This is a genomic window from Brevundimonas sp. (assembly GCF_032055285.1).
Classification (GTDB): Bacteria; Pseudomonadota; Alphaproteobacteria; order Caulobacterales; family Caulobacteraceae; genus Brevundimonas.
In genome coordinates this window covers 1-23,844 of the sequence record NZ_DAMBRE010000006.1, presented here as the reverse complement: position 1 = coordinate 23,844, position 23,844 = coordinate 1, and the positions used below count along the sequence as shown (strand labels likewise).

The window sequence follows — 23,844 nt, the reverse complement described above, 5'->3', positions numbered from 1 at the left end:
GGGATTGTTCTCTGAATAGGAGGAAGAATGGCCGGCGTCGGGCTCAAAGACCCAGGGCCAGGATCTGGTCGTAGAGGACCTTGGGCGTCCGCACGCCGCGTTCCAGGCTGCGGGCGCGGGCGGCGTAACGGCGCTCAGACGGCAGGCGCGCGCCCTGATCGGCGAACGCGGAGAACAGAGCCTCGGCCCGCGCGGCGTTGGCTGCGGGGTCGCCCCCGCCCATGATGGCGGGGTCAAAGGCCAGAATCAGCTCGCCATGCATGGGCGCCGCCTTGGTGCCGTCGTCAAAGGCCATGGATTCGCGGCTGGTCAGGTCGCCGATCAGCGGCCCCGCCATCAGCTCGATCATGGTCGACAGGGCCGAGCCCTTGTGCCCGCCAAAGGTCAACATGGCCCCGTCCAGCGCGGCGCGGGCGCTGGTCGTCGGGCGGCCCTCGGCGTCAACGCCCCAGCCCTCGGGGATGGGCTTTCCGGCGATGTCGTGCAGGGACATGTCCCCGCGCGCGACGGCGCTGGTGGCGAAGTCGAAGACATAGGGCTGCGCCCCCGGACGCGGCCAGCCGAAGGCGATGGGATTGGTGCCCAGCAGCCCCCGCTTTCCGCCCGCCGGAGCCACCCAGGAATGGCTGGGCGTCATGGCCAAGGCGGCCACGCCCATCCCGGTCAGATGCTCGATCTCCGGCCATAGGGCCGAAAAATGGAAGCAGTTGTTGATGACCAGGGCCGCCACCCCGACCGCCTTGGCCTTCTCCACCAGCAGGGGGGCGGCGCGCTCGAAGGCCAGCAGGGAATAGGCATGGCCTGCGTCGGCCCGCACCAGGGCGGGCGAGACGTCCTCGATCACCGGCTCGGCGTCCAGGGACATCTTGCCCGAGCGCATGGTCATGACGCAGCCCGGCAGACGATAAAGGCCGTGCGAGGCGCATTCGTCCCGCTCGCCCGCCGTCAGGGCGCGAGCCACGGCCTCGGCGTGCGCCGTCGACAGCCCCGCCCCGGTCAGCACCCTACACGAGAGGGCGAACACCTCGTGAATCGGCAGTGCGACCGTCTCTTCATTTTCAAACACGCCCACAGAACACTCCCGGATGCCCGATTGATCGCATGCAATATCGCCGCGCCACGCAGGCATCAGGACCACGAAAAAAGCGCAGACTTGACGCCGGAGGCGATCGGCTTCACCACTCCATTATCGAATACTGTATCCGATTTTAAGGGGGAATCTTCATGAAGCGCCTACCCGCCTTGGCCGTGCTGTTGATGAGCAGCGCCGCGCCCCTGGCCGTCGCCCCGATCTTCGCCACGCCCGCCCTGGCTGGGATCGAGGTCGCTGCGCCCGCCGCCATGTCGCCGTCCGTCTACGCCCGCGCCGAAGCAGTGCTGCCCCAGCACGTCGACGAGTTGATCTACGGTCTCAGCGTGCGCCCGCAATGGATCGGCGACGGCGCCGAGTTCTGGTTTGAGCGCCGCACGGCGCAAGGGCGCGACTATGTGCTGGTCGATCCGACCTCGGGCCAGACCCGCCCCCTGTTCGACCACGACGCCCTGACGGCCGCCCTGGCCGCCGCCTCGGGCAAGCCGCTGGCGCGCAAGGACCTGCAGCTCAAGGGGCTGAAGCTCGACGCCAAGACCCGGCGACTGGAGTTCAGCCACGACGGTCGCAACTGGCGCTTCGCCCCCGCCACCGGCGCGGTCGAGGCGGTGGCCGAGGCGGCCAAGGGCGTGGTCTCGCCCGACGGCCGCTGGCGCGCCGAGGTGCGGGACGGCGATCTGGTCATCGTCGCAACGGCGGACGGCGCCGAACGGCAGCTGACCCAGGACGGCGCCGCCTCGCCCTACGCCACGCCCCTGATCAATTTGAAGACCATGGTGGGCCAGGGCGTGCCCCAACCCGCCATGTCTCCCGAGGTCCAGTGGTCGCCAGACTCGCGCTACATCGCCACCTATCGCATCGACCGCGACCATGCCCGGCGTCTGTCCCTGGTTCAGTCGGCTCCCAGGGACGGCGGGCCGCCGCGCGTCTTCGACTACCTCTACCCCCTGACCGGCGACGCCGAGACGCCCATGGTCGAAGGCCTCTTCTTCGAGGTCGAGAGCGGGCGCCGCATCCCGATGCAGACGCCGCCTCGACCGGTCCTCTATTACGGCGGCCCCGACTACGAGTGGAGCGCCGACAGCCGCGCCGTGTTCGAGCGCACGCCGACACGCGGCTACGACGCCCTGCAGTTGAACCGCATCGAGGCGGCGACTGGTCAGGTCCGCCTGCTGACGGAAGACAGGTCCGACACCTATGTCGACTACTACGGCCATCACTGGTCCTATGACGACAAGTCGAACACCCACTACTGGACCGCCGATCCCGAGGGCTTCGCCCATGTCTACGCCATCGACGCCGAGAGCGGCGCGCGGCGTCAGATCACCTCGGGCGACTGGCGCGCCCGCTCGGTGGCGGGCGAAGACCACAGGACCAAACGCATCCTGGTCGTCGGCTCAGGGCGCGAGGCGGGCCGCGACCCCTATCTTCGTCATCTCTATTCGGCGCCGTCGGCCGGCGGACAGCCGCGCCTGCTGACGCCCGAGGCCTTGGACCACGACGTCTCGGTCTCGCCCGACGGCCGTTTCTTCGTCGACAACATGTCGGCGATCGACCAGCCGACACGCTCGGTCCTGCGCCGCGCCAGCGACGGCCGCATCGTCATGGAGCTGGGCCGGGCCGACGTCAGCGCCTATCTGGCGGCGGGCTATCGTCTGCCCGAACCGTTCCAGACCGTGGCCGCCGACGGCGTGACCCCGATCTACGGCGCCCTGTTCAAACCTGCCGACTTCGACGCTTCCAAGCGCTATCCGATCATCGAGGACATCTACACCGGGCCGCACTATGTGATGACGCCCAAGTCCTTCGAGGCGGCGATGACCGGGCGCAACGCCAACTCGATCGCCCAACTCGGAGCCATCGCCGTGACCATCGACGGTCGCGGGACCTGGGGCCGCTCGCGCGCCTTCCAGCAGCCGGCCTACAAGAACCTGCACGCCGTCGGGCTGGAGGACCACATCGCCGGCATCCGCGCCGTCGCGGCCCGCAACCCCTGGATGGACCCCGAACGGGTCGGGATCTACGGCTTCTCGGCCGGCGGCTATGACGTGGTGCGCGCCATGACCCGCCACCCCGAGTTCTACAAGGTCGGCGTCAGCGCCTCCGGCAATCACGACAATCGGTTGGACAAGGCCATCTGGAACGAACAGTGGATGGGCGCCCAGCTGGGGCCGCTCTACGATGAGAACTCCAACATCGCCTGGGCGCCGAAGCTGGAAGGCCGCCTGTTCGTCGCTCACGGCGAGTTGGATGAGAACGTGCCTCCCCTGGCCTCGCTGCGCCTGGTCGACGCCCTGATCAAGGCCAACAAGGACTTCGACTTCCTGATGGTGCCGAACGCCGACCACTTCCTGGACGCCGTGCCCTATTATCAACGCCGTCGCTGGGACTTCTTCGTGCGAGAGCTGCTGCACGAAACCCCGCCTGCAGCCTATCCCATGAAGCCGTTCGACTAAGCGACAACACGACCAGAAGAGAAGGCGGGCCGCACAGCCCGCCTTTTTCTTACCCTCTGCGGAGCGCCCTGGACACAAGAAAGGGGGCGGTCGATCGACCGCCCCCCTCCCCTGCGTGACGTCAGACGTCCTTCAGGTAAGGCCTAGTTCCCGAAGCGCCACTTGGCCCCCAGGAAGAAGAAGCGACCGATCAGATCGTCCATCCCCAGGTTGCCCCGAGCGGTGAAGGGGTGATCGCGCGGGCCTTCGTTGAACACGTTGCGGACACCGGCGGTGAAGCGGACGTTCATCGGCGTATCCACCGCCACCGACAGGTCGTGATACCAGATCGACGGGATGTTGTAGTAGCTGCCGACGTCCTCGGCCGGGTTCAACACGGTGTTGCTCGTGACCGTGTCGTCGACATAGCGGCTCGACCAGTTCACCTGGACATCGCCCTTGTAATAGGTGGCGTTGATCATGCCCCGGAGCTTGGGATTGCCCGCCTCTCCGGCCGAATCGAAGGCCGTCTCGTCCCCTGTCGCCACATCTCGGTCGATGAAGATGTTGTGCTTCAGGTAGGAGGCGACGCCCTGCAGGCTGATGCGGCCCAGGTCATCGTCCCGACGCAGCAGATCCGCGACCTCGGCGTGGTAGGTGGCCTCGAAATCAACGCCCTCGACCTCAAAGGACGCCACGTTGATGTAGCTGTCGCGCACCTCATACAGGTTGCCGTCCGAGCGACGGGTCAGCATGCCGCAGAACTGGTTGTCCAAGGACGGCAGGTCGACGCAGTTATCGACCGTCTGCTGGGCCCCGATACGGGCGATGCCGCCGTCGAGCTTGATCTTGTAGTAGTCCGTTGAGAAGGCGAATCCCGGCAGGAAGCGCGGCCGCACCACGGCGCCGACCGTCATGGTGTCGGCTTCCTCGACGCCCAGATCCGGGTTTCCGGTGCTGAACACCAGGGTCGTCATGCGGCGTGTGTTCGGGTCCCAGGTCACCGGATCGAAACCCAGAGCCAGGCAGTTCTTGCGGCGGTTTTCGGTGCCGCTGTCCAACAGGTTGGGATCGCAGGGATCGCTCAGACCCGAGGCGCCGCGGCTGCCGGGGTTGAACATCTCGCCCAGCGACGGCGCGCGCACCGCCGTCGCCTTGGTCAGGCGGAAGCGAATGTCGGGGATCGGCGCCCAGGAGCCGGCCAGCTTCCAGGACTCGACGCTGCCCGCGCGCTGATAGTCCGACACGCGATAGGCGCCCTCGACTTCCAGCGCATGGACAAAGGGTTTGTCCTTGACCAGGGGCGCCAGGATCTCGGCGAAGGCCTCGCGCACCTCGTTGCTTTCCTTGATGGGCGAGAACTGGCTGGCGAAAAAGCCGAGCGCCTTCTCCCACACATAGGAGGGCGCGAAATCGATCTCGTCCTTGCGGTATTCAGCGCCCGCCGACACCTTCACCGCGCCCGCCGGCAGCTGGAACAGGTCGCCCGCGATCAGACCCTGAATCAAGGTCTGGCTGGTGTCCGTGGTCGAGGTGTGGTCGGCGCGGATATAGTCGACGGCTTCCGCCGAGATCGTGCCCTGGCCAAAGATATTGACCGGCACGCAACCGCGCGCCCGCGCTTCCAGGCTGCGGCAGACGATATTGCCCGACAGCGGATCGCGAATGGCGTCCGAAGCCTCGAACCAGCGCTCGTCGATGCGGTCGTTCAGATTGCGGTTGGACGTCTGCGACTTGCCGTACTCGAAGACCGTCGACCATTTCCATGTGTCGGCGAACTCTCCCTCCAGCCCCGCAGCGACGCTGTAGTATTTGCGGTTCATATCCGTGCCGCGCATGCCGAACTCGTCATGCGAGCGAGCGTAGTACATGGAGTTCTCGCCCGCCGCGATCAGGCCGTCGCGCACGGCGGTCGGCATGTAGGGATTGTCGGTCGACACGCTGGTGCTCCAGGAGTCGAACACGGCGCTGATGCGGTCACGGGCGGTGATATCGGCGAACACGACCTCGCTGAAGACCTTGAGGTGATCGTTCAGGCGATAATCGGCCTTGGCGTAGACATTGGTCCGTTCCAGCGACGCGACCAGGGTGTCGGCGTTCTGATTGCCGCCTTCGTCGGTGGAATAGGATCCGTCGATCACGCCGCGATCCCCCGCCTTCAACGGGCGGAAGGTCTGGCTAGCGGAATCGAAGATCACATCCGTCCAGGCGCCGCCCGGCCCAAATGGCAGGTAGCCGGTCGGCGTGCCCAGAGCGAAATAGGCGAAGCGCAGATCCCGCATCGGAATGCGCGCCGGAACGCCGTCGGTGGAGCCGGCATTGGCGGGATTGGACACGAAGGCATAGCGCGTTCCCAGCCCCCGGTCGCCGCGCGTCAAGCCAGCGCTTTCGGTGCGGCTGACATGCAGAACGGCATTGCCGCGATCGTAGTTGACCCCCGTCGTCAGACCATAGGTCAGGGTGTCGTAGTCGCCGCCCTCGTCCGAGCCGTACTGCAGGTTCGTCTCGAAGCCGTCAAAGTCATCCTTGAGGATCAGGTTCACCACGCCGGCCACGGCGTCGGCGCCATAGACCGCCGAGGTGCCGCCCGTCTGCACCTCGACCCGCTTCACCAGGGCGGCTGGAATATTGCCGAGGTCGAAGGCCAGGAAGTTGGAATCGTCGGGGGTGCCCGCACGGCGGCGGCCATCCACCAGGGTCAGGGTGCGGCGAACGCCGAGATTGCGCAGATTGACCTGGTTCAGGCCGATGTTGCCGAAGCTGTAGCTGGTGTTGGCGTTGGACAGGCCCGTCGCCACCTGAGGCATCTCGTTCAGGATCTCAGCAATATTGGTGATGCCCTTCGCCTCGATCGTCTCGGCCGTCATGGCCATGGTCGGCGTCGGCGCATCCAGACCGCTCCGCTGCAGGCGCGAGCCAGTCACCACGACCTCCTCGACCTGGGATACTTCCTCGGGTCCTGTCGATGACCTGCTTTGGGCCTGAACGGCCATCGGCGCCGCCAGCGATCCCAGGCTGACCCCCGCAATCAGCGCCCGTTTTCTCCAACCCGAGGCCGCAGCCGCCTGCCCACTCATCGCACTCATAAATCATCCCTCCCCTGAGAGTATTTTTGAATGCGATATAATGTATACGATATACTACTTCTGTCCACCCGCGTTATCGCTGGCGCTTTCCATTCAATGTCGAGACGTCAAGGATTGCGCCGCCCCGCCCTGCGCGCCCTCGAGAAACGTCAGCCCGCAGGTCGCCGCAGGGCGTCGACGATGATCTGGAAGGCCAGTCGTCCAGAACCACTGGATGGAACATGTGACCGAGGCGGAATACCTTGCCCCCGTCCAGGCCGACTAACCCCCTACCCGCGTCCCCCGAGGAAAACATCATGACCGTCAAAGCCTATGGCGCCCACGCCGCCGACAAACCGCTCGAAGCGCTCGACATCGTCCGCCGCGCGCCCGGCGAGCATGATGTTCAGATCGAGATCGCCTATTGCGGCGTCTGCCATTCCGACCTGCACACGGTGCGCGGCGAATGGGCCGGCACCCTCTATCCTTGCGTGCCCGGTCACGAAATCGTCGGTCGCGTCTCCGCCGTCGGTGCCCATGTCAGCCGCTTCAAGGAAGGCGATCTGGTCGGCGTCGGCTGCATGGTCGACAGTTGCCAGACCTGCGCCGCCTGCGACGAAGGCCTTGAGCAATACTGCGAGGGCACAGGCATGGTCGGCACCTACAACGGCCCTACGCCGGACGCCCCCGGCCACACCCTGGGCGGCTATTCGCAACGCATCGTCGTCAGCGACAAGTTCGTGGTGAAAGTCAGCCACCCCGAGGATCAACTGGCCGCCGTCGCCCCCCTGCTGTGCGCTGGCATCACCACCTGGTCGCCGCTGCGGCACTGGAAGGCCGGCCCCGGCAAGAAGGTCGGCGTCGTCGGCATCGGGGGCCTGGGCCACATGGGGGTCAAGCTCGCCCGCGCCCTGGGCGCAGAAGTCGTGGCCTTCACCACCTCGGAAAACAAGCGTGAAGACGCCAAGGCCCTGGGCGCTCATCAGGTCGTCGTTTCGCGCAACGCCGATGAGATGAAGGCGCACCGCGGCAGCTTCGACCTGATCATCAACACGGTCGCCGCCAGCCACGATCTGGACGCCTATACCAACCTGCTGCGTCGCGACGGCGCCCTGGTTCTGGTCGGCGTGCCCGAGCACAACCACCCGTCGCCTCAGTTCGCGTCGCTGATCTTCCGGCGCAAGTCCATCGCGGGCTCAATGATCGGCGGCATCGCCGAGACCCAGGAGATGCTCGACTTCTGCGCCGAGCACGGCATCGTCGCCGACATCGAAATGATCCCGATCCAGCAGATCGAAAACGCCTACGCCCGCATGACCCGCAGCGACGTGAAGTATCGCTTCGTCATCGACAGCGCGAGCCTGGCGACCGTTTGACAGGGTCCCACATCGCCTGAACTGTCGCCGAGGCACGCCTCGGCGACAGCCATCACATAGGTGCGACAGAAGCCCTCAGCACGGACGCCCAGCGGTGACCTGTCGGACGACGCCCAAGCGCGCGCCGACGCGCGATCCAAAGGCGTCCCACCGGCATGTTGATCAATCGACCAGCCGATACCCCACGCCCGGCTCGGTGGCGATCAGCCGGGGCTGGGCCGGGTCGGCCTCCAGCTTCTGGCGCAGTTGGCCGATGACCACGCGCAGGTATTGGGTGTCGTCGGCGTGGGCCTTGCCCCAGACGGCGGTCAGCAGATCGCGGTGGCCGACCACCTTGCCGGCGTTGCGCGCCAGATGGGCCAGGACGTCGTATTCCTTGGGCGTGACGCGCACGCCCTCGCCCGCGCGGGTGATCAGGCGGCGCTCCAGATCGATGACCACATCCCCCGCCGTCAGCGGCCCGCTTGCCTCGACGCGCGGCGCGGCCTGCCTCAGGTTGGCGCGGACCCGGGCCAGAAGCTCGCCGACGCCGAAGGGCTTTTCGACATAGTCGTTGGCGCCCAGGTCCAGGGCCGCGATCTTCTCGGCCTCCTTGTCGCGCGCCGACAGGATGATGATAGGGCCAGCGTAGAATTCCCGCGCGCGGGCCAGGACGTCCTTGCCGTCCATGTCGGGCAGGCCCAGGTCCAGCACCACGGCGTCGGGGCTCCACAGGGCGATGCCGCGCAGTCCCTCCTGCCCGCTGTCGGCGCGGCGCGGCTCATAGCCGGCGGCGTCCAGCGCCGGGGACAGGAAGCGGTGAATCTGGGGCTCGTCGTCGATGACGAGAATCTGGGGACGGACAGCGGCCATGAGGAAGTCTAGAGCAGGCTCGGGTGGGTGACGACGGCCTTGGGCAGGCTGATCAGGATGCGGGTGCCTTTCCCATCCTGAATAGGACTGGCGGCGGCGATGCGGCCGTTCATGGCCTCGACGAAGCCCTTGGCGATGGCCAGCCCCAGACCGGCGCCCTTGGTGCGGTCGGACGGCTCCTCCATGCGGCGGAACTTGTCGAAGACCCGCTCCAGCTCGGCGGTCGGGATGCCCTTTCCTTCGTCCTCGATCGAGATGACCACCGCGCCGCGATCCTCATAGGCCGCCAGTTCGACCGTCGAGCCGTCAGGGCTGTAGGCGATGGCGTTCTCGAGAATGTTCACGAGCGCCTGCTCCAGCAGCCCCTGATCGACCATGACCAGACTGAGCTGGGCCGGAAAGTCGCGGGTCATCGTCCGCTGGCCCAGACGCCGCGCCACCCGCCTGCCCGCCGCGTTCAGCACGTCGCGCACGTCGACCCAGTCGGCGCGGATGTTCAGGCCGCCGCCCTCCAACCGGGTCATGTCCAAAAGGTCGCCGACATAGCGGCTGAGCCGCTCGGCCTCCTCTCGGATCGACAGCAGCAGGTCGGCGCGCACGGCGGGCTTCAGCTTGTCGCCCAAGTCGATCAGGGTGGTCGAGGCCCCCAGCACCGTGGACAGGGGGGTCCTCAGGTCGTGGCTGACCGAGTTCATCAGCGCGCCCCGGAAACGATCCGTGCGGCGCAGGGTCTCGGTCTCGACCGCCTGACCGGCCAGATCGGCGCGCTCGACCGCGACGGCGCCCTGGTCCAGCAGGGCCAGGGCCAGTTTCTCTTCGTCGGAGCCGGGCGACAGGGCCGCCGCCTCGATCCCGGCGACGCCCGCGCGATCGCGTACGCCCTGCAAGGGCCGGAAGGTCCAGCGCGCCTGCGGCAGGGTGCCGGTTCCGTGTCCGGCGGGCTCGCCCTTCTCCCAGGCCCAGCGGGCGGCGGCCATGGCTTCGGCGCCCAGTTCAGGCTTGCCCGGCGCCCCGGCGATCAGGGTCAGTTCGTTCTCGACCGGCAGCAGGACCACCGCCCCCGCCCCGGCGGCGGCGGCCGTCTGTTCGGCTAGAATGCGGGCGGCGGCGGCGCGGTCGCCGACGCCGGTCAGCCTCTGGCTGGCGGCCAGCAGGGCCGAGACGGCCGAGGCGCGCCCTTGCGCCGCCTTCGCCTGCTCGCGCACCCGGCCCGCCAGAAAGCCCGTCGTCAGGGCCACGGCCCAGAAGACGATCAGGGTCAGGACGTCGGTCGGAGAGCCAATGGCGAAACTGTATTTCGGCTGCAAGAACAGGAAGTTGTAAGTCAGGAAGGCGACCGTCGCCGCCGCAAGGGCCGGGCGCAGGCCGTACAGCACCCCCGCCGCCAGCACCGCCGACAGATAGATGACGCCCAGATCAACCCGCTCGAACGTCCGATCCAGCAGCAGGGCCAGGCCGGTGGCGGCGATCACGAAGGCCGCGCCCACGGCGTAACCGCGCCAGCCGCCAGGCAGGGACACGCGCGGCTCGCGCAGCGTCTTCTCTTCCAGATCGGCCCCGTCAGTGATGACGTGGACGGCGACCCCGCGCGCCTGACGCAGCAACTCGGCCGCCAGCGACCGGCCCAGCCATTCGGACAGGCGGCTGTCGCGCCCCTTGGCCAGCACGATCTGGGTGACGTTGTTCTGATGGGCGTGATCCATGACGGCGCGCACCACGTCGTCGCCGGACAGGACCACGGTGCGCCCGCCCAGCTGTTCCGCCAGCTTCAGCGCATCCGACAGCTTGCCCGCCGAGCCGACGCCGTGCCGCGGGCCCGAGGGCCGGTCGACGTGGGCCACGGTCCAGGGGGCGTCCATCATCATGTCCGACAGCCGCCGACCGGCGCGGACCAGAGGCGCGGCGTGGGCGTCGCCGCTGACCAGCACCAGGATCCGCTCGCCCGCCGCCCAGGGCCCCGGCACCCCCTGTTCGCGCAGGCGGGCCACCAGCTGATCGTCCACCGTCTGGGCCGCGCGGCGCAGGGCCAGTTCGCGCAGGGCCGTCAGGTTCTCGATCTTGAAGAAGTTGTCCGAGGCCAGTCGCGCCGTCTCCGGCACATAGACCTTGCCCTCGGCCAGACGCTTGCGCAGCTCCTCGGGGGTGATGTCCACGACCTCGATGTCGTCGGCGCGCGACAGGGCGCTGTCGGGCACGCTCTCGCGCTGGCGCACCCCGGTGATGCGCAGCACCACGTCCGACAGGCTCTCCAGATGCTGGACGTTCAGGGTGGTCCAGACGTCGATCCCGGCGCCGAGAATCTCCTCGACGTCCTGCCAGCGCTTGGGATGGCGCGAGCCGGGGGCGTTGGAGTGGGCGTATTCGTCGACCAGCAGCAGGTCCGGGCGGCGCGCCACGGCGCCGTCGATGTCGAACTCCAGCAGGGTCCGGTCGCGATAGGCGATGGGGTTGCGGGCCATGACCTCCAGCCCGCGCAGCAGGCTCATGGTCTCCTTGCGGCCGTGGGTCTCGACCACGCCGACCACCACGTCGTCGCCTTCCGCTTTCCGGCGCCGCGCAGCGCGCAACATCTCGTAGGTCTTGCCGACTCCAGGCGACATGCCCACGAAAACCTTCAGCCGCCCACGCTTGCGCGGGGCGGCCGGGGTCTTGTCCGTCGGAAGAACAGGTGGCGCCATCAACCCTCCGCGGCGGAGCGCGCGAAGCGGGCGTCCAGCGCCATATTGGTCAGCAGCACATTGACGCGCGGCTGGCCCAGCACCCCGAACGTTCGGCCTTCGACGTGCTGCTCGATCACCTTGCTCACCTCTTCCACCGCCACGCCCCGCGCCTGGGCGATGCGGGCGGCCTGAAGCTTAGCGTAGGCCGGAGAGATATGCGGGTCGAGACCCGAGGCCGAGGTCGTCACGGCGTCCGCGGGGATAACCGCCGACGCTCCGGCCTCGGCCCGCAGCGCATCCGCGTCCGCCTTGACCCGGGCGATCAGGTCCGGGTTCAGCGGGCCGAGGTTCGACCCTGACGAGGCCGAGGCGTCATAGCCGTCGCCCGCCGCCGAGGGACGCGGATGCAGATAGGCCGGCTCGGCGAAGTTCTGCCCGACCAGGGCCGAGCCGACGACCTTGCCGGCCTTGTCCCGGACCAGGCTGCCGTCGGCCTGCTCCGAGAAGGCGGCCTGGGCCACGCCCGTCACCGCGAACGGATAGGCGACGCCCAGAACGCCGGTGAACAGGACGATCATCACGATCGCCGGACGGATGTGGTTCAGCATCAGAAGGTCGCCTTCAAGCTGGCCACGGCGCGGCTGTCATAGGCGTCGCCGAAGTCGTGTTCGTCGGTGTCGAAATAGCGGACGTCCAGCGCCAGATGGTCGGTCATCTGCCAGGCCGCGCCCAGGTTCCAGGTGGTGTAGTCGAAATCGGACGACACCCACTGACGCCCCACCGCCGCCGAAATGGTCCACTTGTCGGCGGGGCTGATCGCCCCGTTGATCTCGGCATAGGTCGCCTCGTCCTCAGAGGCACCGAAGAAGTCGGGCGAGTAGTAGATGGCCGCCCCCAGCGTCGCCGGGCCGACCGCGCGCGAGGTCGCGGCCTTCAGCTCGACATAGTCGTAGTCGGCGCCGTCCGGCTGACCGGCGTAGAAATAGCTGACCAGGCCGAAGTCCCAGTTGAAGCCGCCGAACTCGGGCCGGACCCCGGCGTAGAGGTCGATCTCGGCGTCGGTGTCGCCGTCGCCGGCGAAGGAGACGTTGCCGGCCCAGGCCCCGGCGTAGAACAGGCCATGGGTCACATCGACCCCGGCGGAGACGGCCGGATCGCTCTCGGTCTGGCTGACGCCGCGGAAGACGTAGTCGGTGCCGACGGCGGCGTTGAAAGCGACGTCGGGGCCGGTCTTTTCCTCGGCCTTGGCCGGGCTGCTGCACAGGCCCAGGGCGATGATGGCGACCAGGCAGGCGCCGCCGAACAGGGCGTCGTTGGAGCCGGAGGCTTTGGAGAGGTTACGTTTACGCATGAGTGTTTCCTTGGTCGCGCTCAGGTCTGGCTTCAGGCCAGGCCGAGGGCGGAGATGACGATGTCGATGAGCTTGATGCCGACGAAGGGGGCGATCAGACCGCCCAGGCCGTAGATCAGCAGGTTGCGGCCCAGCAGTTTTCCGGCCCCCACGGCGCGGTATTTCACCCCGCGCAGCGCCAGCGGGATCAGGGCGATGATGACCAGGGCGTTGAAGATGACCGCCGACAGGATGGCGCTCTGCGGGCTGGACAGCTTCATCACGTTCAGCGCCGCCAGCGACGGCAGGCCGACCACGAACATGGCCGGGATGATGGCGAAATACTTGGCCACGTCGTTGGCGATGGAGAAGGTGGTCAGGGCGCCGCGCGTGATCAGCAGTTGCTTGCCGACCTCGACGATCTCGATGACCTTGGTCGGGTCGCTGTCCAGATCGACCATGTTGCCGGCCTCGCGGGCGGCCTGGGCGCCGGTCTGCATGGCCACGCCGACGTCGGCCTGAGCGAGCGCGGGCGCGTCGTTAGCCCCGTCGCCGCACATGGCGACCAGACGGCCCTTGGCCTGTTCGGCCTTGATCAGGCGCATCTTGTCCTCGGGCGTCGCCTCGGCCAGGAAGTCGTCGACCCCGGCCTCCGAGGCGATGGCCGCCGCCGTCACCGGGTTGTCGCCGGTGATCATGACGGTGCGCAGGCCCATGCGGCGCAGGTCGGCGAAGCGCGCCTTCACGCCCGGCTTGACCACGTCCTTCAGGTGGATGACGCCGACCAGGGCGTCGTTCTCGGTCACCGCCAAGGGCGTGCCGCCCGAGCGGGCGATGCGGTCCACGGCGGCGCGGAACTCGGCCGGGGCGGCGCTTTCGGCCACGCCCAGGGACTTCAGCACGGCGTCCACCGCCCCCTTGCGCCAGGACTGGCCGTCCGCCTCCAGGCCCGACTGGCGGGTCATGGCGCTGAACGGGATGGTCTTGGCGCCGGCGGGCATGTCGCCCGTCACCCCGGCGTTGCGACCCAGTTCGACGATGGAGCGGCCCTCAGGCGTCTCGTCGGCCAGGGAGGCCATGACCGCCGCGCGCATCGCCGCCTCAGGACGCACGCCCGGCACGGTGATGACTTCCGTGGCCATGCGGTTGCCGAAGGTGATGGTGCCGGTCTTGTCGAGCAGCAGGGTGTCGACGTCGCCTGCCGCCTCCACCGCGCGGCCCGAGGTGGCCAGCACGTTCACCTTCAGCAACCGGTCCATGCCGGCGATGCCGACGGCGGACAGCAGCCCCCCGATCGTCGTCGGGATCAGGGTGATGAAGAGGGCGCCCAGGACGATGGGGTCCAGCTTGATCCCCGAATAGGCGCCGAGGCCCAGCAGAGACGCCACCGCGATCAGGAAGACCAGGGTCAGACCGGCCAGCAGCACCGACAAGGCCAGTTCGTTCGGCGTCTTGCGACGGTCCGCGCCCTCGACCATGGCGATCATGCGGTCAAGGAAGGTGGCGCCGGGGGCCGAGGTGATGCGCACCTTGATCCAGTCCGACACCACGGTGGTGCCGCCGGTGACGGCCGAGCGGTCGCCGCCGCTTTCGCGGATGACGGGGGCGCTTTCGCCGGTGATGGCGGCCTCGTTGACCGAGGCGACGCCTTCGATGATCTCGCCGTCCGAGGGGATGACGTCGCCGGCCTCGACCAGGACGATGGAGCCGATCTCCAGCTCCCCCGCCGGGGTCGGAACCACCGTGCCGGTCTTGGGATCGACGATCAGCTTGGCCTTGGTGGTGACGCGGGTGGCGCGCAAGGAGTCGGCCGCCGCCTTGCCGCGCCCTTCGGCGATGCTTTCGGCGACGTTGGCGAACAGGACCGTGGCCCACAGCCACAGCGCCAGCTGGATGGCGAAGCCCGCCGCCTGGCCGCTCGCCGCCGCCACGACCGCCGAAGCGGTCGCCAGCAGGGCGACGATCCAGGTGGCGAAGATCACCGGGTTCTTGAGCAATTTGGTCGGTTTCAGCTTGACGACGGCGTCGCCGAGCGCCCGGCTGAGCATGGCCCCGGACAATCCGCCCGCGATGGGCGTCGACCGGGGGCTCGACGGATCGAGCGTGACTTGAGTCATGGGATTATCCGATCAGAACCGGGCCACGACCTGGAGCATGTCGAAATGCTCCACGATCGGACCCAGGGAGAGGGCGGGGAAGAACTGCAGGCCGCCGAGGATCAGGATCACCCCGATCAGCAGGCCGATGAACAGCGGACCGTGGGTCGGCAGGGTCCCGGCCGAGGGCGCCAGCCTGGGCTTGACGACCAGGGCGCCGGCGACCGCCAGCACCGCGACGGCGGGAACGAACCGGCCCAGCAGCATGGCCAGACCCAGGGTGGTGTTCCACCAGGGGGCGTTGGCGGTCAGACCGGCGAAGGCCGAACCGTTGTTGCCGGTCGCCGAGGTGTAGGCGTAGAGGACCTCGGACAGGCCGTGCGGCCCCTTGTTCAGCAGTCCGGCCAGAGCTTCGGGCAGGACCGCCGCGACGGCCGAGAAGCCCAGCACCGACAAAGGCACGACCAGGACCGCCAGCATGGCGAACTGGATCTCGCGCGCCTCGATCTTCTTGCCCAGGTATTCGGGCGTGCGGCCGACCATCAGGCCCGCCACGAAGACCGCCAGCATGGCCATCAGCACCATGACGGCGATGCCCGAACCGATCCCGCCGGGCAGGATCTCGCCCAGTTGCATCAGGAACATGGTCACAGCCCCGCCCAGCGGCATGTAGCTGGCGTGCATGGAGTTGACCGAGCCGTTCGAGGCGCCGGTCGTCTGGGCCGCCCAGGCGACGGAAGACGGCACGCCGAAGCGGACCTCCTTGCCCTCCATATTGCCGGCCGACGCATCGACGCCGGCGGCGACAACGGCGGGAGCCGGCTGCATTTCGATGGCGTAGAGGGCCGAACCGGCGGCGCCCAGCAGGATGACGGCGGCGACGGCCAGGGCGCGAACGTCGCGCTTGGCCAGGACGCTGCGGCCGAAGGCGAAGAAGGCCGCCCAGCCCAGGACGTTGATGCTGATCGCCGTGATCAGATTGGTCAGCGGCGTGGGGTTCTCCAGCGGGTGGGCCGAGTTCACGTTGAACACGCCGCCGCCGTTGATGCCCAGTTGCTTGATGGCCAGTTGGCTGGCGGTCGGGAACAGGCTGATCGTCTGCGAACCGCCTTCCAGCGTCGTCGCATCGGTCGAGGCCGCCAGCGATTGCACCACGCCCAGACCGGCCAGGACCACCGCGACGATGAAGGCGATGGGCAGCAGGACATAGAGGCTGGTGCGCGTCAGGTCGGCCCAGAAGTTGCCGAGGCCCTCGCCGCGATTGGCGATGAAGGCGCGGGCCAGGGCGGCGGCGATGGTCGCGCCGGTGGCCGCCGAGACGAAGTTCTGCACCGTCAGGCCGACCATCTGGGTAAAGGTCGAGACGGTGGTCTCGCCGCCATAGCTCTGCCAGTTGGTGTTGGTGACGAAGCTAACGGCGGTGTTAAAGGCCAGGTGCGGGCTGAGGCCGTCAAACCCCTGCGGGTTCATCGGCAGGACGCCCTGCAGACGCAGCATGGCGTACAGCAGGGTAAAGCCCGCCAGGTTGAAGGCCAGCAGCGCCCCGGCATAGCCCAGCCAGCCCTGGCTGCGGCTCGGGACCACCCCGGCGGCGCGATAGAAGAGGCCCTCGACCGGCTTCAGAACCGGGTCCAGCCAGTTGCGTTCGCCGTTCCAGACGCGCGACATATAGATACCGATCGGCCAGCCGAGCATGACGGCGAGGCCGATCGTCAGGGCGATTTCCGCCCATCCTTGAATATTCATCTTGAGGCGGCTCCGCTCAGAACCGCTCGGGGCGCAGCAGGGCTGCGACCATGTAGCCGGCGATGACGAGGGCGCCGACGCCCCACAGGACGTTCAGCAGCATCGTCACAACCTCTTCAACGCAACGGCGAGGGCGGCGAAGGCCAGGAAGGCTCCGCCGCCGATCGCCAGAAAGATCACATCGGCCATGCCGAAGCCTCCAGCTCAGTTAGAGCCGGAAGAGACGCTTTCGGGGCGTAAGCAGGCCATACGGAACTCAGCGCCGCGCATAAGGCGGGCATAAGGACGCCGACGCCCCCAGTCCTGCTCGTCACTTGCAACGCACAGGAGCAGAAAGCCCTCGTCTTGGGAGCTACGGGGCTTTGAGATGTTTGGGAGGCTAGACTTCCAGCTTCCTAAAAGGGCGGACAAGCAGGGAGAGGCCCAAGAAGGAGGCGCTGGCGACCATGCCCATCAGTGCGAAATAGGGGCCCGGCGACATCAGGTTCCAGGTCGAGCCGACCAGCCCCGCCAAGAGGTTGCCGGCAAAGGCCGCCGGGAACCAGGCGGCGATCATGGTCGCCGTCATCTGCACCGGCGCCAGTCGCCCGAACAGACCCAGCCCGCCTCAGGCACGGCCAAATGATCAGCCTGGCCCAGCGCCGGCGGAACGCCTGCCGCCTGACTGGATGAACCAGGTCCGCTAGCTGGCCGATATGCACTGGACGCCCATCGACTGATCGAGACGCCCTCGAACAATGATGAACCGATCATGGACGGTCCGCGTCAGGTCGGCCGTCGCTATCCTGACTACGCCCTGCTGGATGTGGGGGCCAACTGGCGCGTGCGGGACGACGTGACGCTGAAGTTCGGGGTCTACAACCTGACCGACAAGGTGCTGGACGTGGCGACCTACGACTTCCAGGGCGACGGCCGTCGCTACTGGATGGGCGTCAGCTGGGATTTCTGAGGATGGGCCGGATGACGGAATTCAAGCCGGGCCGTCGCGCCCTTCTGCTGGGCGCCGCCGCCCTTGTAGCCGGCGCCGGGGCCTGTGCGCGCCGTGACGACGAGGGCCCCTCATCTCTGCTGACCGATCTGCGCGACCGCCCGCTGGCGGTGACGCCGCCGATCAGCAAGCTATCGATCGACGACAGCCGCTTCCTGATCGCCCTGTCGCTGATCCATCCTGACCCGGTCAGCCTGCTGGCGGCCTGGGCTGGCGACGTAAACCGCCTCAGCTCCGAGATCTACGCCGCCTATCTGGCCAAGTCCCCGACGCTGGCCACCCTGCCCAAAACGCCGAGCTCCGCCGCAGCCTTCAACGTCGAGGCCGTGCTGGGCGCCCAGCCGCAGGTCGCGCTGGTCTCTCTGGACTCTGGTCCGACCGACGCCCAGGCCGCCCAGCTGGAACAGGCGGGTGTGCGCGTGGCCTACATCGACTTCTTCCAGCACCCGTTCGAGAACCAGTCGCGCAGCCTGTCCCTGCTGGGCAGCCTGATCGGCCGCGAGGAACAGGCCGAGGCCTACAACGCCTTCCGCGCCGCCAAGCTGAAAGTCATCTCGGACCGGGTCGCGGACCTGAAGGACGAACAAAAGCCGACTGTCTTCCTGGAAGCGCACGCGGGCAACGGCCCCGACTGCTGCAACTCGGTCGGGGCCGGAAACATAGGCGACTATCTGACCTTCGTCGGCGGCCGCAATATCGGCGCAGAGGTGCTCAAGCAGCCGTCCGGCAAGCTGAACCTGGAGTTCGTGGTCGAGCGCGATCCCGACATCTACATCGCCACCGGAGGCCCGCATCTGGAGAAGACAGGCGGCTTCGTCGTCGGCCCGAAGTACGACGCCGAAACCTCGCGCGCCTCGCTGCGCCGCGTGGCGGATCGGCGCGGCCTGTCGACGCTGAAAGCGGTGCGCGAGGGCAAGGTGCACGGCCTGTCGCACCAGCTGATCAACTCGCCCATCGACATCGTCGCCACCGAGGTTCTGGCCAAGTGGATCCAGCCGGAGTTGTTCGCCGACCTGGACCCGCGCGCGACGCTGAACACCATCAACGAACGCTTCCTCGCCGTGCCCTACCACGGCGACTACTGGACCGATCTGGTCCCCGCTTGACGCCCTGTCCCAAGGAGAGACCCCATGATCACCCTTCGCCACAGCGCCCTTATGGCGACCAGCCTCGTCGCCCTCATGGCCGCCGGCGCCGCCTCGGCCCAGACGATCGAAAAGACGGTCAAGGTCGCCCCGGGCGGCCTGTATGAGATCGTCTTCAACCCCGCAGACAGCGACATCTATGTCGCCGCGGTCGGCCCGCGCGGCGCCAACCAGGCTCAGATCGTGCGTCTGGACGGCCAGACCCTAGCCGCCGAGACGCCCATCGACGTGTCAGCCCGCCCGCTCTACGGCCTGGGCCTGAACAGCCGCACCCAGACCCTGTACGGCACCGACACGCGCACAGGCGCGGTCTCGGCCATCGACCTGAAGACCGGCGCCGTCGTCGCCACCATCCGTCACGACGAGGAAGACGACAGCGCGCACGTGCGCGAAGTCATCGTCGATGAGCAACGCAACAAGGCCTATGTCACTGTCGTCGGCGGCGACGCGGGCGACTCCTCGCGTCCCAACCTGATCTGGGTCATCGACGGCGCGACCCACAAGGTCGAGCGGACCATCGCCGCGCCGGTCGGCGGCCTGACCGGCGCCGCCTTCGACGGCTCGACCAATCGTCTCTACGTCACCGGCATGGGCAGCAATGAAGTCGCCGCCATCGACCTGACGACCGGAGAAACGGTCGGCAAATGGGCTTCGCACGGCGAATCCGCCATCAACGTGGCGGTCGATTCCGAAGGGCGCCGCCTGTTCGTCGCCAACCAGAAGTCGGGCGAGCTGACGGTCCTCAACGCCGACACCGGTGCCCTGATCCACAAGGTCGCCACCGGCGAAGGCGCGCTGAGCGTGGCCTACAATGGCGCGGTCAAGCAGATCTATGTCGCCAACCGTCAGGCAGGCACGGTGACGGTGCTGGATTCCGACACCTATGCGGTGAAGGCCAACCTCCCGACGGGCACCCTGCCCCAGACCATCGCCATCGATCGCGCCACCAACGCCGTCTACGTCACCAACAAGGCGCGCGGCCTGCCGCGCAACGCCCCGGCCGGTACGCCCGTCCCGGTGGATCCGACGGGCGACGTGGTGACGCTGATCCGTCCCTGACCTTCACGTTTCCTCCCCAAACTGGCCCGGTCGATCCGTCGATCGGGCCTTTTTTGTTGGGTTGTCCGTCGGATCAGCCTGCCTTCAGCACATCGTCGATCAGGACCTGAAGCACCCCGCGTTCACAGCGCTGGACGCGCGCCGAGACGCGATAGACCTCGGCCAGGATGTCCGGCGTCACCGCCTGATCCGGCGCGCCAAAGGCCGCCAGCCGCCCCTTCGCCATGACCGCGATCCGGTCCGACACGCGCGCCGCGGCCTGCAGGTCGTGCAGGACGATCATCACCGTCATGCCTCTCTCGGCCGCCGCCTCGCGCGCCAGATCCAGCACGCGCAACTGATAATAGAGGTCCAGGGCGCTGGTCGGCTCATCCAGCAGCAGCAGGCGCGGTTCGCGCGCCAAGGCCTGGGCCAGCCCCGCCAACTGTTTCTGACCGCCAGACAGCCGGTCCAGACGCTGCCCGGCCAGGGCTTCGGCGCCGATGCGTTGCAAAACTTCGAAGGCCCGCTCGACTGCCTGGGCGTCAGTGAAGGCGGCGCCGCCCAAGGGCGTGGCGCGAATGGCGGCCACCACGGTTTCCAGCACCGTCAGCGCCACGCCCTGCGGCAAGGTTTGCGGCATGTAGGTGACGCGTTTGGCCCGGTCCGCCAGCGACAGGCCGGTCAGCTCAGCCTCGTCCAGCCGGATCGACCCCTTGGCCGGGATCAGCCCCGCCAGCGCCCGCAGGAAGGTGCTCTTGCCCGCCCCGTTGGGACCGACGACCGAGACGACTTCGCCCGCGTTGAGCGACGGCAGGGTCAGACCCTCGACAATGGGCCGTCCGCCGTAGCCGGCGCTCAGGTCCTGAACCCGCAATCCCGTCATGCCCGGCCTCCGTTGCGGAAGATCAGCAACAGGAAGACCGGCACGCCGATCACGGCCGTGACGATTCCGACCGGCATCAGCACGCCCGGGACGATGGCCTTGGACGCCGCCGAAGCCAGCGACATGATGACGGCGCCCGAAAGGATGCTGGCCGGCAGGAAGAAGCGATGATCCTCGCCCACCAGCAGGCGAGCGATGTGCGGCCCGACCAGGCCGATGAAGCCGATGGCGCCGACAAAGGCCACGGCTGTCGCCGACAAGAGGCTGACCCGAAGCAGGGACAGGAAGCGCAGGCGTTTCACGTCCACGCCGAAGCTCATGGCGCGATCTTCACCCAGCCGCAGCGCCGTCAGCCCGCGCGACGCCAACATCGAGAATGGCGTGACCAATCCCACCACCAGGGCCAAGGCTCCGACATTGCCCCAAGTGGCCCGCGACAGCGACCCCATGGTCCAGAACACCAGTTGCTGCAACGCTTCGGCCGAGGACAGGAACTGCACCAGAGCTGTCAGGGCGTTGAAGGCGAAGACCAAAGCGATGCCGAACAGGACGATGTTCTCGACCCCCGATCCCTTCATCCGCGCCAGGGCCTGTAGCGCCAGCACCGAGCCGAAGGCGAAGACAAAGGCGTTCAGCGGCACCAGCCAGTCCGACCCGATGAAGCTGGCTCCCACCCCCAGCACGATGGCCAGTGAGGCTCCGAACGAGGCCGCTGACGACACGCCGAGCGTAAAGGGGCTGGCCAGCGGGTTGTTCAGCACCGTCTGCATCTCGGCCCCGGCCAGGGCCAGTGCCGCGCCGACCATGGTCGCCATCAGGGCGTAGGGCAGACGCACCTGCCAGACGATGGCCTGCTGCGCCGTGCTGAGAGACGACGGATCGAAAACGCCCTTCACCACGGCCGCCGCCGAGATCGAAGAAGGTCCGGTGACCACATCCAGCAGCAAAGCCGCCGCCGCCAGCAGGGTCAGAACCCCAACCGCAACGAACCTGGCCCGAACGTCCCGGGAATAGGCGAGCACCGCATCTGGCGCCGCACGTTCTGCGTTCGCCAATCTGACGCCCTCCATTACGCGAATGCGTCGCAATACACCCCCGCACCATTATCGGCTAGGGTGTCGTCATGACGATGTCCGCTCCTGTCTTCACCGACGCCTCCCCGCCCCTGACCGGAGGCTGTCGCACGCTGCATCTACCAGCCGAAGCAGAGGCGCCTGGCCTTACTCTCTGGATCAACAAACCCTCAGGCGAACGCCCCCCGCAAGGATGGCCCGCTCTGATCATGCTGGACGGCGAGGCCTACTTCACCGCCGCGGCCGAGATGGCGCAACGCCTAGCCCGACGTTCAACGAAGACGCGTATCGAGCCCTTGATGATCGTGGGCATAGCCCTGGACGACAGCGCCGATCGCCAAGCGACGTTCGGCTTCTCCTCCCTAGAAGAGCGATCGGGCGCACCGCCTCGTGGACAGCATTTGCTGCAACGCTTGATCCTCGACATCCTGCCCCGGATGGAGATGGAGGGCGCGGACACGGCGAACCTCACCCTCCTGGGCCACTCCATGTCCGGATTGTTTGTCCTTGAGGCACGCGCCGCCGCCGCGCCCTTCGCACGCTATGTCGCCGTCGGCCCCTCGATCTGGTCGAACCCTTCAGTCATCCATGCTCAGCCTTCAGGATCAACCTGCGCCGATGATCTGACGGTCTTCGTCGGCAGTGAAGAAGAGACAGAGGGACTAACCCAAGACCACCTCGCTCGCCGCATGATCAGCAACACCCGCAGCCTGCTGGCGAAAGCCGGAGTCATGCTCTCCGTGCTGAACGACGAGGATCACGGCTCGACCCCCTACGCCTCGCTTCCAGCCGCGCTGCGTTTTGCATCACGACCATAAGCTTGGCCTAAGTGCATGCTTGGCAGCGACAGCCAAGAGCCGGATATGCACACTCGTCGACTGAGCGGCTTGCCCGAAAGCGGTCGCAGCTAACCGCTGCCTTGAGTCAAACGCGCTTTCCAACATCTGGGCGTTTCCTTGATCACCTCACGGAGTACGTCTCCTCTTGAAGCGCCGCCCATGTCGCTTCATGGGTTGAATACGGCTTCGGCAGTTGAGCTACGTCCCCCGCCCCCTTAGATGTGCGTAATGAGTGCACCTCCCGCGGGAGGTTTCTGAACGAGTCCCCACCGGGGCTCTACGAGCTCTACCGGGGCGTCCTGGTGTTCGGCCGCCAGACCTGGCTGAAGGACCGCAGCACCGGTGCGCGCAATGCGCGCAAGGGCGATCCCGCCAGCATCGTCCGCCAGAAAGTCCGGCCCTGCGCATCGTTCCTGAGGAACTCTGGCTCAAGGTCCGGGCCCGCTACGAAGAAGACCGGCTGGGTCCACAGAAGACATCGTCATTGGTCTCGGTGCGCCCGAGGCATCTGCTCAGCGGCAAGCTGACCTGCGGCTGCTGCGGCGGCCCGATGATCCGCAGCGGATCCGAGGAGAGATTCGTCTGCTCCTGGCGGCGAGAACGCGGTCCCGCCGCTTGCGACAACGGGCGCGGGGCCAAGGGCACCGACATCGCCGACCACGTCCTGGCGGCCTCAGGGATCGCCTGCTGTCGCCCGACATCGTCGCCTCGGCCATGGAGGAGGCGCGCCTCGAGATGGAGAAACGCAATCGGGAAGTCCGAGGCCGGCGCGGCAAGCTGGAAGGCGACCTGGCCGAAGCCATCCGCCGGTCGGACCGCTTGATCGACCAGGTCGCCGACGGCGTACTGAGCGGCGCGGCGATCAAGGACAAGCTGGCGCACTCGAGGCCCAGCGCGCGGCGTTGGAGGCAGAACTGGCGGCTGAGGAAGCCCCCTCGCCGGTGTCCCTGCATCCGGTGATCGCCGAGCATTATCGCCGCGTGGTGGGCGACCTCGCCCAAGCGCTTCATCGCAGCGACAGCGAAGCGGCGGCCGAGGCGCGAGATCTGGTGCGTCGCCTGATCGAGACGGTCGTGGTGACGCGGCTGGCGCAGCGGGGCCAATATGGGCTGACCGTGAAAGGACAAATCGCCGCCCTGGTCGGCCAGGACGGCGATTGTACTATTGTAGTGGGTGCGGGAGCAGGATTTGAACCTGCGACCTTCAGGTTATGAGCCTGACGAGC

At 67.6% G+C, this 23,844-nt stretch carries 19 protein-coding genes and 1 pseudogene; 8 read left to right on the top strand and 12 right to left on the bottom strand.

Annotated features, from left to right (window positions below; genetic code table 11):
* Nucleotides 1–43 precede the first annotated feature (43 nt).
* Entirely contained in the window at nt 44–1,072 is a 1,029-nt protein-coding gene (locus RTY13_RS13675) for an Ldh family oxidoreductase (RefSeq protein ID WP_312784193.1), read from the bottom strand.
* Between the two features lie 152 nt (nt 1,073–1,224).
* Here RTY13_RS13675 and RTY13_RS13670 point away from each other — a divergent pair, with 152 nt between their 5' ends.
* Entirely contained in the window at nt 1,225–3,546 is a 2,322-nt protein-coding gene (locus RTY13_RS13670; protein WP_312784192.1) for a prolyl oligopeptidase family serine peptidase, read from the top strand.
* Between the two features lie 143 nt (nt 3,547–3,689).
* Here the strand turns inward: RTY13_RS13670 and RTY13_RS13665 are convergent, their stop codons facing one another.
* Complete coding sequence (locus RTY13_RS13665; RefSeq protein WP_312784191.1) at nt 3,690–6,449, bottom strand: TonB-dependent receptor domain-containing protein; 2,760 nt, start codon at nt 6,447–6,449, stop codon at nt 3,690–3,692.
* Nucleotides 6,450–6,907: 458 nt separating this feature from the next.
* Between RTY13_RS13665 and RTY13_RS13660 the strand changes: the two genes are divergently transcribed.
* Entirely contained in the window at nt 6,908–7,966 is a 1,059-nt protein-coding gene (locus tag RTY13_RS13660; RefSeq protein ID WP_312784189.1) for an NAD(P)-dependent alcohol dehydrogenase, read from the top strand.
* A gap of 162 nt (nt 7,967–8,128) precedes the next feature.
* Here RTY13_RS13660 and RTY13_RS13655 read toward each other — a convergent pair whose 3' ends face one another.
* From RTY13_RS13655 to RTY13_RS13620, 8 genes and pseudogenes are all read right to left on the bottom strand, one after another.
* Nucleotides 8,129–8,818 carry a response regulator gene (locus RTY13_RS13655; protein WP_312784187.1) on the bottom strand — a complete coding sequence of 230 codons (690 nt, stop codon included), beginning with the start codon at nt 8,816–8,818 and terminating at the stop codon, nt 8,129–8,131.
* 8 nt (nt 8,819–8,826) lie between these two features.
* Nucleotides 8,827–11,496: a sensor histidine kinase KdpD gene (locus RTY13_RS13650; RefSeq protein ID WP_312784185.1), complete on the bottom strand. Its 2,670-nt coding sequence runs from the start codon at nt 11,494–11,496 to the stop codon at nt 8,827–8,829.
* Nucleotides 11,496–12,086, bottom strand: a complete 591-nt coding sequence (gene kdpC / locus RTY13_RS13645) for a potassium-transporting ATPase subunit KdpC (RefSeq protein WP_312784183.1) — start codon at nt 12,084–12,086, stop codon at nt 11,496–11,498. Before kdpC ends, RTY13_RS13650 begins: the two co-directional genes overlap by 1 nt.
* Nucleotides 12,086–12,829 carry a TorF family putative porin gene (locus RTY13_RS13640; protein ID WP_312784181.1) on the bottom strand — a complete coding sequence of 248 codons (744 nt, stop codon included), beginning with the start codon at nt 12,827–12,829 and terminating at the stop codon, nt 12,086–12,088. Before RTY13_RS13640 ends, kdpC begins: the two co-directional genes overlap by 1 nt.
* A gap of 32 nt (nt 12,830–12,861) precedes the next feature.
* Nucleotides 12,862–14,906, bottom strand: a pseudogene (gene kdpB / locus RTY13_RS13635) (potassium-transporting ATPase subunit KdpB).
* Nucleotides 14,907–14,937: 31 nt separating this feature from the next.
* On the bottom strand, nt 14,938–16,650 hold the full coding sequence (gene kdpA / locus RTY13_RS13630) for a potassium-transporting ATPase subunit KdpA (protein ID WP_312784179.1): 1,713 nt from the start codon (nt 16,648–16,650) through the stop codon (nt 14,938–14,940).
* A gap of 16 nt (nt 16,651–16,666) precedes the next feature.
* Nucleotides 16,667–16,753 carry a potassium-transporting ATPase subunit F gene (locus RTY13_RS13625; protein ID WP_312784478.1) on the bottom strand — a complete coding sequence of 29 codons (87 nt, stop codon included), beginning with the start codon at nt 16,751–16,753 and terminating at the stop codon, nt 16,667–16,669.
* A 276-nt stretch (nt 16,754–17,029) separates the two neighbouring features.
* A complete protein-coding gene (locus tag RTY13_RS13620) occupies nt 17,030–17,218 on the bottom strand; it encodes a hypothetical protein (protein ID WP_312784178.1) in 189 nt (62 codons plus the stop codon).
* 183 nt (nt 17,219–17,401) lie between these two features.
* Here RTY13_RS13620 and RTY13_RS13615 point away from each other — a divergent pair, with 183 nt between their 5' ends.
* The 3 genes from RTY13_RS13615 to RTY13_RS13605 are packed head-to-tail and all read left to right on the top strand — an operon-like array spanning nt 17,402 to nt 19,842.
* The gene (locus RTY13_RS13615) at nt 17,402–17,599 is read left to right on the top strand and encodes a hypothetical protein (RefSeq protein WP_409450313.1); all 198 of its coding nucleotides are present in this window, start codon (nt 17,402–17,404) and stop codon (nt 17,597–17,599) included.
* An 11-nt stretch (nt 17,600–17,610) separates the two neighbouring features.
* A complete protein-coding gene (locus RTY13_RS13610) occupies nt 17,611–18,744 on the top strand; it encodes an ABC transporter substrate-binding protein (protein WP_312784177.1) in 1,134 nt (377 codons plus the stop codon).
* Between the two features lie 24 nt (nt 18,745–18,768).
* Nucleotides 18,769–19,842 (top strand): YncE family protein, encoded by a 1,074-nt coding sequence (locus RTY13_RS13605; protein WP_312784175.1) that lies wholly within the window; start codon nt 18,769–18,771, stop codon nt 19,840–19,842.
* Nucleotides 19,843–19,915: 73 nt separating this feature from the next.
* Here the strand turns inward: RTY13_RS13605 and RTY13_RS13600 are convergent, their stop codons facing one another.
* Nucleotides 19,916–20,707, bottom strand: a complete 792-nt coding sequence (locus RTY13_RS13600) for an ABC transporter ATP-binding protein (protein ID WP_312784173.1) — start codon at nt 20,705–20,707, stop codon at nt 19,916–19,918.
* Nucleotides 20,704–21,762, bottom strand: a complete 1,059-nt coding sequence (locus tag RTY13_RS13595; RefSeq protein ID WP_312784172.1) for an iron ABC transporter permease — start codon at nt 21,760–21,762, stop codon at nt 20,704–20,706. Before RTY13_RS13595 ends, RTY13_RS13600 begins: the two co-directional genes overlap by 4 nt.
* Before the next feature lie 68 nt (nt 21,763–21,830).
* On the opposite strand from RTY13_RS13595, the gene RTY13_RS13590 reads away from it, so the two are divergent.
* From RTY13_RS13590 to RTY13_RS13580, 3 genes are all read left to right on the top strand, one after another.
* Nucleotides 21,831–22,598: an alpha/beta hydrolase-fold protein gene (locus tag RTY13_RS13590; protein ID WP_312784171.1), complete on the top strand. Its 768-nt coding sequence runs from the start codon at nt 21,831–21,833 to the stop codon at nt 22,596–22,598.
* A gap of 571 nt (nt 22,599–23,169) precedes the next feature.
* Nucleotides 23,170–23,442: a hypothetical protein gene (locus tag RTY13_RS17715; protein ID WP_409450316.1), complete on the top strand. Its 273-nt coding sequence runs from the start codon at nt 23,170–23,172 to the stop codon at nt 23,440–23,442.
* Nucleotides 23,443–23,560: 118 nt separating this feature from the next.
* A complete protein-coding gene (locus RTY13_RS13580) occupies nt 23,561–23,833 on the top strand; it encodes a hypothetical protein (RefSeq protein ID WP_312784169.1) in 273 nt (90 codons plus the stop codon).
* Nucleotides 23,834–23,844 lie beyond the last annotated feature (11 nt).